This window comes from Streptomyces sp. NPDC101776, assembly GCF_044766845.1.
Taxonomy (GTDB): Bacteria; Actinomycetota; Actinomycetes; order Streptomycetales; family Streptomycetaceae; genus Streptomyces.
In genome coordinates, this window is record NZ_JBIWMV010000009.1 from 355,402 (window position 1) to 367,998 (window position 12,597).

Here is a 12,597-nt window from a genome sequence, read left to right on the forward strand (position 1 = left end):
TACTTGAAACGATTCATGCAGGTGGCAACGACGCTACGGGGAGGGCCCGTCATGGGAACCGGCACGAATGTGGAGAGGCGTACGGTCTTGAAGGCCGCGGGAGTCTCGGCGGTCACGCTGGGGCTGGCCGCGACGGGATGCGGCGGGAACGACGGGACGTCCGCCGACGGGACGGTGACGATCCGTTACTCGTGGTGGGGTGCCGAGGAGCGGGCGAAAAAGATCAATCAGTCCATCGCGCTCTTCGAGAAGAAGTATCCGAAGATCAAGGTGAAGACGGACTTTCAGGACTATCCCTCTTTCTGGGAGAAGTTCCAGACACAGGCCGCGGGCGGAAATCCACCGGACGTATTCCAGAACGCCGTCGGATTTCTTCGGAAGTACGACAAGAGAGGCGTCCTGCTCGATCTCACCTCACAGATCGACGCGGGCAATCTGAGCCTGGATCACTTCCGCGCGGGCGTCACCAAAGTGGGCCAGGTCGACGGCAAGCAGCTCGGCATTCCGGTCGGCTCGAACACCATGGCGCTGGTCATCGACAAGAAGGTCTACGAGCGGGCCGGCATCGACCCCACGGCGGGCTGGACCTGGGACGAGTACTTCAAGGCACTCAAGACCATCCACGACAAGACCAAAGTCCCCGGGGACACCGGCTACTTCAGCATCATGTACCTGTACGACCTCTACCTCCGGCAGAACGGCAAGGCCTTCTTCACCAAGGACGGCCTCGGATTCCAGGAGTCCGACCTGACGGACTGGTGGACGGACGGGTACGGCCGGGTCAAGGCCGGGATCGTCACCTCCCCGAAGGTCGTCGCCCAGGACACCCCCAAGTCCTCCCTCTCGGCGGGCCACGGCGCCTCGGAATTCACCTGGGACAACTTCACCGTCCGCTACACGGCGGAGGGCACCAGCGACTACGGCCTCGCCCCGATCCCCACCACCGACGGCAAGCACACCGGCCAGTACCTCGGCTCCCTGATGCTCAGCGGCTCCGCGCACACCAAGCACCCGAAGGAAGTCGCCCAGCTCATCGACTTCATGGTCCACGACCCCGCAGTCGGCAAGATCATGGGCTACGACCGGGGCATCCTCGCGACCACCGACCAGTACGACGCCTTCAAGCCGACCGACACGGTCCAGAAGGAGATCGCCCAGTACGAGGTGGACACCGCCAAGGCCGGTGTCCTCGGGACGATCACCCCGCACCCGTCCGGCGCCGACACCGCCGAGTCCGCCTTCCTCCGCATCGGCGGCGACATGGCACTGGGCAAGACCAAGGTCGCCGACGCGGTCAAGCAGTTCTTCTCCGAGGCGCAGGCCGCCTTCTCCGCCTGATGGGAACCGCCGTGACGCTCGTCAACGACGCTCCGCCCGACGCCCGGCCGACCCGCTCCGCAGCCCCCGCCGTCAAGAAGCGGCGGGGGCGCCGCGAGAACCTCGCCGGCTATCTCTTCATGTCCCCCTGGATCGCCGGCTTCCTGCTGCTGACCGCCGGGCCCATGGTCGCCTCGCTCTACTTCGCGTTCACCGACTACAACCTCTTCGACAGCCCGAAGTGGATCGGCTTCGACAACTTCACCCGCATGTTCGACGACCCGAGGTGGCAGAAGTCGGTGGAGGTGACGGCGAAATACGTCGTCATCGGCACCCCGCTGAAACTCCTGCTCGCCCTCGGCGTCGCCATGCTGCTCGCCCAGAGCCGCCGCGGCCAGGCCCTCTACCGGGCCGCCTTCTACGCCCCCTCGCTCATCGGCGCGAGCGTCTCGATCGGCTTCGTCTGGCGGTCGCTGTTCTCCGACGGCGCCGTCGTGGACCGTACGCAGTCCCTCTTCGGCTCCCATGTCGGCGGCTGGGTCGGCGACCCCGACTGGATCCTCTACTCCCTGGTCGCGCTCACCGTCTGGCAGTTCGGCGCGCCCATGGTCATCTTCCTGGCCGGGCTCAAGCAGGTACCGAAGGAGCTGTACGAGGCGGCCGAGATGGACGGGGCCGGCCCCTTCCGCCGCTTCTGGAACATCACGCTGCCGATGATCTCGCCGGTCCTGTTCTTCAACGTCCTGCTGGAGACCATCCACTCCTTCCAGATCTTCGGCTCCGCGTACGTCGTCTCCAACTCCCAGTGCGGACCGGCCGACGCCACGCTCGTCTACACCTGTTACCTCTACCAACAGGGCTTCAAGAACGCCCAGATGGGCTTCGCCTCCGCGATGGCCTGGATGCTGCTGCTCGCCGTGGCGCTCGTGACGGCCGTCCTCTTCTGGTCGCAGAAGAAGTGGGTGCACTACGAGGAGGACGCCCGATGAGCGTCACCACTGTCCCCAAGTCCCCAGGTCTGGGGCGCAAGCGCACCGGCTCGCTCGTCTGGCACATCGGGGCGCTGGCCGTCCTCGCCGTCGTCCTCTATCCGGTCCTGTGGGTCATCGGCGCCTCGTTCAAGCCGAGCAAGGACGTCATCGGCAGCCTGCAACTCTTCCCCGGGCACCCGATCCTCGCCAACTTCAAGGGTCTGGCCAAGGGCATCGCCGACATCTCGATCTGGACCTTCTTCCAGAACTCCCTCTTCTACGCCCTCGGTTCGGTCCTCGGCATCCTCATCTCCTGCTCCCTGACGGCCTACGCCTTCGCCCGCATCCGGTTCGCCGGCCGCAACCTGCTCTTCTCGCTGATGATCGGCACGCTCCTGCTGCCTTACCACGTGCTGCTGATCCCGCAGTACGTGATGTTCCAGAAGCTCCAACTGGTCAACACCTACGTCCCGTTGCTCATCGGCAAGTATCTGGCGACCGAGGCCTTCTTCGTCTTCCTCATGGTGCAGTTCATGCGCAACCTGCCGAAGGAACTGGACGAGGCCGCACGCCTCGACGGCTGCGGACACCTGCGGATCTACTGGTCGATCGTGCTGCCGCTGTGCCGGCCCGCGCTCATCACCAGCGCGATCTTCACCTTCATCAACGCCTGGAACGACTTCATGGGCCCGCTGATCTACCTCAACGAGCCGGGCAAGTACACCGTCTCCCTGGGCCTGATGATGTTCCGCGACTCCGACGGTGTGGCGGCCAACTACGGCGGCATGATCGCGATGTCGCTGGTCGCGCTGCTGCCCGTGCTGCTGTTCTTCCTCGCCTTCCAGCGGTATCTGATCGACGGTATGGCGACCTCCGGACTGAAGGGCTGAGACGGTGGCCGAAACACGCGTGAAGGCACGCGGGGAGTCCGTCTTCGCCGAGCGGTTCGGCGTGTTCGCCGAATGTCTGCTCACCGGGGTGTGGATCGCCGTCGCCTCGGCGGGAGTTGTCACCTGTCCCGCCGCATTCGCCGCCGGGTCACGGCACTTGAGGCGCCGCACGGGCCATGTGGGCGGCGGCTGGCGGGAGTTCGTCGCGGACTTCCGCGTTGCGGTGCGTGGTGGGTGGGCCGTCGGGGTCGCCGGGTGGGCTACGGCGGCTGCCGTGTGGGTGGACGTCCAGGCCGTGCGCGCCGGGCTGCCCGGTGGGCCGCTCGTCGGGGCCGTCGGCGTCTTCGCGTTGCTCGGGGTCGTCGTCGCCGGGATGCGCGCGGCGGCGGTCTGGGCGCCGGGGGACACCTGGCGGGCGCTGCTCGCCGAGGCCGGGCGCCGTACGGTGCTCGATCCCGCCGGTTCCTTCCTGCTCGTCGGCGGGCTGGTCCTCGTCGGCTGTTCCGCCCTGCTCATCGCACCGTTGGCGGTCCCCGTGCTGGGGGCCGTCGCCGCGGCGGCCGTCGCCGTGGAGGAGCGGTACCGGCACCGCTGACGGGCGATGCCCTCGCACCGGGTCGGCGCGCTCCCGGCGTCGCACCTTTATCTGTCATGCCCCTGACCACTCGAACGCGAAGAACACCTCCCGCACCGCCGTCCCGCACGGAAGGAAAGGCTGAAATCTCATGTCTCCCATTCCCCGCAGGTCCCTGCTCAAGGCGGCCGCCGTCGCCGGTGCCGCCGCGCAGTTCAGCTGGGCGCTAGGAGCGAAGGACGCGCAGGCCGCGCCGAGAGCCGCGGCGGCCGACGACCCGGTGACCCTCGACTGGCTGGAGGACGGCGGTCTCGGTGCGGCGCCCGGTTCGACGGTCGGTGTGCCGTGGCCGATGGGCACCTACCAGGAGGACCAGACGTTCGCGCTGACGGACGCCGGGGGCGCGGCTGTGCCGGTGCAGTCCTGGCCGATCGCGTACTGGCCCGACGGATCGCTCAAGTGGACGGCGCACGCGGTGAGTTCGGGCTGCGGAAAGCTCACCCTCACCGCAGGGGACACGGCCGTCCCCGACAAGAAGGTGACGGTCGACAAGAGCGGCGGCACCATCGACGTGTCGACCGGCGTCATCACCGCGAAGATCGGCAAGAACGGCTCCACCCTCATCAAGTCGGTCACCCGGGGCGGCACGGAGATCGCCAGGAACGGCCGGCTCGTCCTCGTCCGGCAGCCGGAGATCGAGGACGAGGACCAGGGCGCGGTGAAGACCGAGCGCTTCGACGGGGTGATCGGCGAGGTCACCGTCGAACAGGGCGGCCCGGTAAGGGCAGTGGTCCGCATCGACGGCAAACACCGCAAGGGCGGCCGGAGTTGGCTGCCGTTCTCGATCCGCCTCTACTTCTACGCGGGCGCCGACTCCTTCCGCATGGTGCACACGATCACCTTCGACGGCACGGTGGAACCGGGCAGGGCCGGCGGCGACTTCATCCGCGGCCTCGGCGTCCGCTTCACCGTGCCGATGCGGGACGCGGCCTACGACCGCCACATCCGCATCGGCGGCGAGGGAACAGGCCTGCTGCGGGAGGCAGTTCAGGGCATCACGGGTCTGCGTCGCGACCCGGGCGCGACCGTCCAGGCGGCCCAGTACGCGGGCCGGAAACTCGCCGATCCCGCCACCTGGGACCAACGGGTCACGACCCGCCTCCAGTACATCCCCCAGTGGGGCGACTACACCCTCTCCCAGCTCTCCGCCGACGGCTTCACCCTGCGCAAGCGGACCACGAAGGGCTACGGCTGGATCCCCGCCGGCGGTGGCGGACACGCCTCCGGATTCGGGTACGTCGGCGGGGCGAGCGGCGGATTCTCCTTCGGGCTGCGGGACTTCTGGGAGAAATTCCCCGCGCAGCTCGACATCCGCGACGCGCACACCGACGAGGCCGAGGTCACCCTCTGGCTCTGGTCGCCCGAGGCCCAGCCGATGGACCTGCGCTTCTACCACGACGGCATGGGCCAGGACACCTACGCCGAACAGCTCCAGGGCCTCGAAATCACCTACGAGGACTACGAACCCGAGTTCGGCACCCCGTACGGCATCGCCCGCACCTCCGAACTCCTCTTCTGGGCCAACGAGTCGACACCTTCGGCGGATGTGCTGGCCCAACAGGTGGGCGTCGTACGGGTGTTGCCGCAACTCGCCGCCCCGCCGCAGCAGTTGATCAAGTCCAAGGTCTTCGGCCCCGGCCTCTACTCCGAGCCCGACCGCTCCACGGCCGCGAAGGCGAAGATCGAGGACCACCTCGACTTCCTCTTCACCTACTACAAGGACCAGGTGGCGCAACGCCGTTGGTACGGCTTCTGGGACTACGGCGACTTCATGCACTCGTACGACACCGTGCGCCACCAGTGGCGGTACGACATCGGCGGCTACGCCTGGGACAACTCCGAGCTGTCACCGGACATCTGGCTCTGGTTCGCGTACCTCCGCTCGGGCCGCTCGGACATCTTCCGCTTCGCCGAGGCGCTCACCCGGCACACCGGCGAGGTCGACGTCTACCACCTCGGACAATGGGCCGGCCTGGGCACCCGGCACGGCGTCCAGCACTACGCCGACAGCGCCAAGCAGCAACGCATCGCCAACACCACCTACCGGCGCTACTACTACTTCCTCACCGCCGACGAACGCGTCGGCGACCTCATGGCCGCCAACGTCGACTCCGACGAGACCTTCCTCGTCCTCGATCCGATCCGCAAGATCCGCACCGCGCCGTACACGCCCGACCGGCACGCCCTGTCGATCGGATTCGGCACGGACTGGAGCGGGTTGGTGTCGGCGTGGCTGACCGAGTGGGAGCGCAGGGGCCCCAAGTGGGAGAAGGCGAAGGCGCGCGTCCTGTCCACGATGGAGACGATCGCTGCCCAGCCCAACGGATTTGTGCAGGGCAGCGGGCTGTACGACCTCGACACCGGCAGGTTCGCCGTCGCCTCCGCACCCGTGGTCTCCGTCTCCCACCTCTCGGCGGTCTTCGGCCTCAACGAGCTCTGCGCGGAGCTGATTCATCTGGTCGACATGCCAGAGTTCAAGGAGGTGTACATGGACTACTGCCGCTACTTCAACGCCTCCAAGACCGAACAGGCGGCCCGCTACGGCTCCAACTTCGGCACCCTGCTGCTCTTCCAGGGCCATTCACGCCTCGACGCCTACGCCGCCGTACAACTCGACGACCCGACGCTCGCCAAGCGGGCGTGGACGAAGTTCTACGGCTCCGACGGCTACATGGAGTCGTCCCCGTGGAAGACGGAGCCGCTGACCGGTCCGGTGACGCTCGTGCCGGGCAGCGAGGCCGCGTGGGTGTCGTCGAACGACACCGCGCTGTACGGCCTCGCCGCCATCGAGAACCTGGCCCTGCTCGGCGACAAGATGCCCTAGCCCAGGGCTAGTTCATCTTCCCCAGGACCTCCCGCACCCGGCGGGCGTCCCGGATCCGCTGCTCGTACGTCGCGCCGAGTGCGAGCAGCAGGAGTCCGGCGAGGGCGGGCGGTGCCCAGCGGGGGAGAGCGCCGACGACCTGGACGAGGTACGGGGCGAGTTCGTGCAGCGTGTCCAGGATGAGGGTGCCGCCGCCGAGGACCAGCGGTGCCTGGAGGCGGTGCCGGGCGCCGATCAGGGTGACGGCCAGCGCGGCCGTGCCCAGCAGGAGCGGGCGCGTCCAGTGCGGGTCGGACCAGGCGGTGAGGAGACTCGGGGCGAGCGTCGCGGCGAGCCCGGGGCCGTAGGCCGGCCAGGACGAGACGTTCGGGTCGCGGCGCCTGCGCAACGCGCCCACCAGCAGCGCCGGGACGGTCACCGGCAGGGTGTACGCCTCGGGGCTGCCGACGTCCCACGCGGACAGCCGTACCCAGGTGGCGAGGACGAGGAGGGTGGCGGCCGCGTAGCCGAGGTTCCGGCGCTCGGGCCGGAGCGCCGTGCCCGCGGTGATCACCCCGCACAGGGCCAACACCAGGGCGAAGACGGGCAGTTCGGCCCCGGCGAGACCGATCGCCAGGACGCCCGCGACGGCACCCGAGATCTCGACCACCAGGATCGTGACCGGATCCGTGACGCGTGCGGCGAGCAGCGCGGCGGCCACCGGTACGGCGAGCACCAGCAACGCGGTGTGCTGCGGCTGCCAGTCGAGAGCCTCGCCCACCGCGCAGGCGAGGGCCGTGGCGTAGCCCAGGGCGAAGCCGGCCGAGACCGGCGAGAGGCGCCCGCGCCGGGCCGCACCCGCGAACAGGGCGGCCAGCGAGGCGAGTACGGCGAGTGTGGCCGGTTCGGAGGCAAGGGAAAGGGCGGCGAGGTTGAGCGACGTGAACAGGGCGAGGGCCGTGGCGATGCGGTGGGTGAGCGAGAGCAGGGCCACGATGATGAGCCCGGTCATCAAGAGGCCGATGGTGTAAGGCAGTTGGAGTGCCGTCGGGACGATCATCGCCGTCAGCCACACCAGGGTCAGCGAGGTGGCCAGGGCCCGTGGCCGCCACGCGGCGCTGCGCACCGCGAACGCCAGTACCGCGGCGACCGCGACGAGCACCAGGGGCGCGGTGCTCTCGTGCGCCGGCCACGCCATCTCCACCGTCGCCGCGGCACGCGCGTCGTCCGGTGCGCCGGACCAGATGTGGGAGGTCAACGCGGCCGGACCGATCAGGGTGGTGGCGACGACCGGCAGGGTCAACAGCAGCGCGATCGCCTGTACGGCGGCGGAGGCCCGGCCGAGACCGTGCCGCACCGGCTCGGGCAGCGGACCCCGGACGAACGCCAACAGGCCGATCCCGCACGCCAGGTAGCCCAGAACCGCCCAGTCGTAGGACAGGGGCACTCGCAGTACGCCACCGAGCGCGGCGACCACGAGCAGGCCGCCCGTCGTGGCCGCGACCGTCCGCAGCCCCGGACCCGGGACGAGCCACGCGGCGCCGAACGCGCCCGCCGCCGCGAGGACCAGGAGCGCCGTCGCCTGGGCGGCGGCGCCCGGACCGGTCGCCGACAAGGAGATCGCCCCGGCCGCCAGTACGCCCCAGCCGCCCATGCCGAACGCGCCGCCGATCGCGACGAGACGAACGGCCTTCGGGGAGACCCGGAGCGCGACCAGCATGTCGATCACGGCGGTCACCAGCACTGCCGCCGTGATCGTGTGCGGGCCTCCACCGGCCGCGATCACCCAGAGAATCAGGGGGAGTTGAGCGAGGACGAGCGCGGCGGGCAGGGGGAGGCGGAGAGCCGGTGAGGCGGGGGTGGCGGGTGTGGAGGCCGGGCTCGGGAGCGCCGCCGTTCCGATGCCGTACGCCGTCCACAGCGCGGCCAGGGCCGTCGTCGCTGCCGCCGCGAACGTCATGCCGTCGGCGTCCGCGAACGCGACCTCGTGCAGCGCGTAGGTGTCCAGCACCGTCAGGACGAGACCGAGGCCCGCGAGCGACTCGGCCGTGGAACGCAGGCCCCGTCGCAGCAGTGCCACGGGCGCGCCGAGCGTCGCCAGGGTCACCGCGCCGAGGATCAGGGCCCGGCCCGCGATGCCCATGCTTCCCCAACTGACCAGCGTGAACGCCGTCGCGGCGAGGGTGAGCAGGAGGCCGCCGAGCAGGAGCAGCAGGTTCTGCACGCCGGGTGCGGTGGCTTCGCGGCGGGGCGGCGCTGCCGCGGGCGGCGGCGCGACGGGCGCCGGCCAGGCCGGCTGGAGCACGGTCAGCAGCCAGGCCCGCCGGTGCAGCAACTGCGTGCGGCGGGCGTCCAGTTGGAGCAGCTCGGCGTCCAGGAGCCGCAACTCCACGGCCGGGGGCGGGATGTGCGTCATGTTCCGGAGTCTGGCCGCCGGGCCGTCGTTCGACATGAGCGCACGTACTCACCATGTACTCAGTTGTTCAGAGACGACGGGGTGTCGAGCGGGCAGACTCCCGCCATGGACTGGACCCATTACCGCTTCCACGCCCGGTGGTCCCTGCCCGCGCCGCCCGCCGTCGTGTACCCGGCGCTGGAGCGGGCCGAGGAGTATCCGCGCTGGTGGCCGCAGGTGCGCGAGGTGAAGCGGATCGACGACACCACCGGTGTCATCAGCATCCGCGCGAGCCTGCCGTACACCCTGACCTTCACCGCGTGCGAAGTGCGGCGCGATCCGGTCGCCGGGGTGCTGGAGATCGCGATGACCGGCGATCTGACGGGCTGGGCCCGCTGGACACTCACCGCCGACGGCCCCGGCACGCTCGCCCGTTACGACCAGGAGGTCGACCTGGACCGGCCGTTGCTCAGGTGGTTCGCCGTGCCCGGGCGGCCGGTGTTCCGCCTCAACCACGCGCTGATGATGCGGGCCGGACGGCGCGGGCTCCTCGCGTACCTGGAAGCGGTTTGAAGGAAACCGGCGAGGGCCTGTATTGTTCGGTGCGTTCCCGGGCGATTAGCTCAGTGGGAGAGCGCTTCGTTCACACCGAAGAGGTCACTGGTTCGAACCCAGTATCGCCCACCGGGAAAGGCCGGTCCGCAACAGCGGACCGGCTTTTTTGTCGTGCCCGTGCGCTTATGCGGCCTCCGCCGTCAGGTCCGGGCGCAGCGGCCACGACTGGTCCACCGACTCCGGGGTGCCGCTGCGGGCGAACCAGGCCTGTAGCCCGCGTGCCTGGGCCGCGTGCCACGTCGACTGCAACACGTGCAGTTCGGCGGGGGACAGGCGCTCCAGGCGGGTCGCGAAGCGGCGGCCCAGGGCGCGTACCACCTCAAGGGAGGCCAGCGCGTCCGCGCCCGCGTCGTGCGCGCCGTCCAGCGTGACGCCGTAGTGCGCGCACAGGTCGGTGAGGGTGCGGCGGCCCTTGCGGTAGCGGTCCAGGTGTTTGTCCAGGACCCGGGGGTCCAGCACCCGCAGCGCCGTCGACTCGAACCAGTGGTCCAGCGAGCACGCGCGGTGGCGGCGCAGCTCGCGGTCCAGGAGCGTCAGGTCGAACGGTGCGTTCATGACCACCAACGGGCGTCCCATGGCCGCCTGTTCGGCCAGCTCGTCGGCTATCTCACGCATCACCGGCGCCGGCCAGCGGCCGTTGCGCTGAAGATGCTCGTCCGTCAGTCCATGGATCGCCGTCGCCCCCTCGGGCACCGGCACCCCCGGGTTCACCAGCCACCGGGAGACCCGGGGACGGGTACCGGGGGCGTCCTGGACGACGACGGCGGCCGACACGATCCGGTCGGTCTCCACATCCACGCCCGTGGTCTCCGTGTCGAACGCGGCCAACGGGCCCTCGTACCAGCACGTCATACGTACACAACTCCTCGTTCACCCACGGCAGCTGACGTACCGTCTTCTGCCTGTTTGGTGATACCCGGGCTGTTTGCGCCGTACGCCGGAAGGACACAACAGGAGTGCGGGTCTTTGCAGTTCAGCGACCCGATCAGGCATTCAGCACAGCAACTCACCTGAACTCGGAAGGCTGTTGGCCATGGTGATAGCGCAGCCCGAGCGGGGCGGGCTGCTGCCCGAACGGACGGCACCCCATCGCGGATCGCTCGCCACCACCGCCTGCATGGAAACGTTGCAGGTGGGCTATCTGCACGCCGTCGCCGCGGCGGCCGGCTGCTCGCTGTCGCAACCCTTTCCGGACAACGGCATCGACTGGCACGTCAGTCACGGCTCGCCCGGCCACACCGTCGACGACGAGGTCACCATCAAGGTGCAGCTCAAGTGCACCTACCAGATCCCGCCGAACCTGCCGGGACGTTCCTTCTCCTTCACGCTCGACAACGACCATCTGCGCAAGCTCGCCCGCACACCGGTCTCGGTGCACAAGATCCTGGTCGTGATGCTCGTCCCGCGTTCCCAGGACGACTGGCTGCGCGCCAGCCACGACCGGCTCGACCTGCGGCACTGCTGCTACTGGGTCAACCTCGCCGGTCACGCGATCACCGGCCGGACCCGCACCACCGTGCGCATACCGACCTCGCGCATCTTCGACGACCGGGCGCTGTGCGAGATCATGACGCGGGTCGGGACGGGAGGCAGGCCATGAGGCACCGCTCGGGCGAGGAACACCTGCGGTCGGTGCGACCGCATCCCGTGGACGCCTCGTGGGAGGGTCCCCCCGCGCCCGACCAGGTCGACCCCGCCGTCCTCGGCGCCCTGCTGCGCCGGCACGGCTGGCAGCGGCGCGGCGGCGCCGCCGGACGGTACGGCCGCTGGACCCCACCCGGGCCCGGCGGCTCGGGCACCAGCCTGCTGGTCCCCGAGAGCCGGGCCTTCCCCGACAGCGACGACCTCCTCGGCGAGGCGCTCATCGCGCTCGCCCGCAGCAACACCCCCTCCGCCCGCGAGGTCCTCGTCGGCCTCGCCGTACCGAGCGACGAGATCCGCTGGTGGCGCGACATCCCCACCGGACCGGCCGGCCCGACCGGTGCCGCGCCCTGGACCGTGGAGGAGCAACTCCGCGCCGCCGCCCGCCAGATGCTGCTCGCCGCCGCACTCGCCAACCGCGCGCGAGCGGGCTACTACGGCGCCCGCCACCGCCGCCCCGCCGCCGCGTCCCTGGACCACGTCCTCGTCGGCTCAGCGCCCGGCGGCCGGCAGCTCACCGCGTTCATCCCCGTCGACTCCGGCCGCGCCCTGGCCGTGCGCCTCCATCAGGCCCTGTACGCGACCCGCGAGGCCATCGACTACGAGCGGGCCACCGGCGGCATGGACGCCTTCGACGGGGCCGTCGAGGCGGGCGTCAGCCGGGAGTTGACCGAGGCCGTCGTCGCGCTCGTGCGCGGCACCGAGGGCGCGCGGATCGCCGTCGAATGGGCGCCGGGCGCGGGGGTGCCCGAGGGGTGTGCCGCGCCCGCCGAGGCCGTCGAGTTCTCGCCGGGCGACCTGCCCGTGCTGCGTGCGGCCGGGGCCCGCTATCTGCGCGAGGAACCCTCGATGCCCGTGCGCATCACCGGGTCGGTGGTGCGGATGCGCCGCTCGGGGCCGCGCGGCGAGGGCACCGTACGGATGCAGGTGATCGCCGGCGCCGAGGTCGGGCACGTCCGGATGTCCCTGGACGAGGAGTCGTACCGGATAGCCGGGCAAGCCCACCTCGTCGGACTCCCGGTGCGGGTGCACGGGCGGTTGGAGAGCCGGGGCGGCTTCCGGCGGCTGACCGGCGCCTCCGGGGTCGTACCCGTGCAGGTGGACGAGGCGGAGCGGGACCGGCTGATGAAGTCGATTCAGGGGGACGGGGAAAGCACTGCCTTCTTCGAGGAGGCGTGCAGCGGGGAGGACTGAGGGAGGGGAGCCCGGGGGCGACCGTTTCGCGGTGGGGCCCTTAGCTTGGTATTTATCCTCGCTGCCGTTTCAGGCGGATGTGTTCGGTGAGGGTTTCGGCTCGTTTCACGGTCTTCCCGGGCTCATGGCGTGGGGCT

The 12,597-nt window shown here is 70.1% G+C and carries 10 protein-coding genes and 1 tRNA gene; 9 read left to right on the top strand and 2 right to left on the bottom strand.

The genetic code is table 11. From position 1 onward, the window contains the following. Window positions 1–51: 51 nt before the first annotated feature. From ACIRRY_RS28050 to ACIRRY_RS28070, 5 genes are all read left to right on the top strand, one after another. On the top strand, window positions 52–1,338 hold the full coding sequence (locus ACIRRY_RS28050) for an ABC transporter substrate-binding protein (protein ID WP_403977558.1): 1,287 nt from the start codon (window positions 52–54) through the stop codon (window positions 1,336–1,338). Then, window positions 1,338–2,306 (top strand): carbohydrate ABC transporter permease, encoded by a 969-nt coding sequence (locus ACIRRY_RS28055; RefSeq protein WP_403977560.1) that lies wholly within the window; start codon window positions 1,338–1,340, stop codon window positions 2,304–2,306. The genes ACIRRY_RS28050 and ACIRRY_RS28055 overlap by 1 nt, the downstream gene beginning before the upstream one ends. After that, complete coding sequence (locus ACIRRY_RS28060) at window positions 2,303–3,178, top strand: carbohydrate ABC transporter permease (protein WP_403977562.1); 876 nt, start codon at window positions 2,303–2,305, stop codon at window positions 3,176–3,178. The genes ACIRRY_RS28055 and ACIRRY_RS28060 overlap by 4 nt, the downstream gene beginning before the upstream one ends. Window positions 3,179–3,182: 4 nt before the next feature. Continuing rightward, window positions 3,183–3,773, top strand: a complete 591-nt coding sequence (locus tag ACIRRY_RS28065; protein WP_403977564.1) for a hypothetical protein — start codon at window positions 3,183–3,185, stop codon at window positions 3,771–3,773. Between the two features lie 130 nt (window positions 3,774–3,903). Then, entirely contained in the window at window positions 3,904–6,636 is a 2,733-nt protein-coding gene (locus ACIRRY_RS28070) for a Tat pathway signal sequence domain protein (RefSeq protein ID WP_403977566.1), read from the top strand. 7 nt (window positions 6,637–6,643) lie between these two features. Here the strand turns inward: ACIRRY_RS28070 and ACIRRY_RS28075 are convergent, their stop codons facing one another. Next, entirely contained in the window at window positions 6,644–9,031 is a 2,388-nt protein-coding gene (locus ACIRRY_RS28075) for an SCO7613 C-terminal domain-containing membrane protein (RefSeq protein WP_403977568.1), read from the bottom strand. A gap of 105 nt (window positions 9,032–9,136) precedes the next feature. Here ACIRRY_RS28075 and ACIRRY_RS28080 point away from each other — a divergent pair, with 105 nt between their 5' ends. Both ACIRRY_RS28080 and ACIRRY_RS28085 read left to right on the top strand, forming a co-directional pair. Continuing rightward, entirely contained in the window at window positions 9,137–9,583 is a 447-nt protein-coding gene (locus tag ACIRRY_RS28080; RefSeq protein ID WP_403977570.1) for an SRPBCC family protein, read from the top strand. A 39-nt stretch (window positions 9,584–9,622) separates the two neighbouring features. Next, window positions 9,623–9,694 (top strand) — tRNA-Val (locus ACIRRY_RS28085). Between the two features lie 54 nt (window positions 9,695–9,748). Here the strand turns inward: ACIRRY_RS28085 and ACIRRY_RS28090 are convergent. Beyond that, window positions 9,749–10,477 carry a 3'-5' exonuclease gene (locus tag ACIRRY_RS28090; RefSeq protein ID WP_403977572.1) on the bottom strand — a complete coding sequence of 243 codons (729 nt, stop codon included), beginning with the start codon at window positions 10,475–10,477 and terminating at the stop codon, window positions 9,749–9,751. Window positions 10,478–10,658: 181 nt separating this feature from the next. On the opposite strand from ACIRRY_RS28090, the gene ACIRRY_RS28095 reads away from it, so the two are divergent. Continuing rightward, window positions 10,659–11,225, top strand: a complete 567-nt coding sequence (locus ACIRRY_RS28095; protein WP_403977574.1) for a DUF4365 domain-containing protein — start codon at window positions 10,659–10,661, stop codon at window positions 11,223–11,225. Then, window positions 11,222–12,460: a hypothetical protein gene (locus ACIRRY_RS28100; RefSeq protein WP_403977576.1), complete on the top strand. Its 1,239-nt coding sequence runs from the start codon at window positions 11,222–11,224 to the stop codon at window positions 12,458–12,460. The genes ACIRRY_RS28095 and ACIRRY_RS28100 overlap by 4 nt, the downstream gene beginning before the upstream one ends. Window positions 12,461–12,597 lie beyond the last annotated feature (137 nt).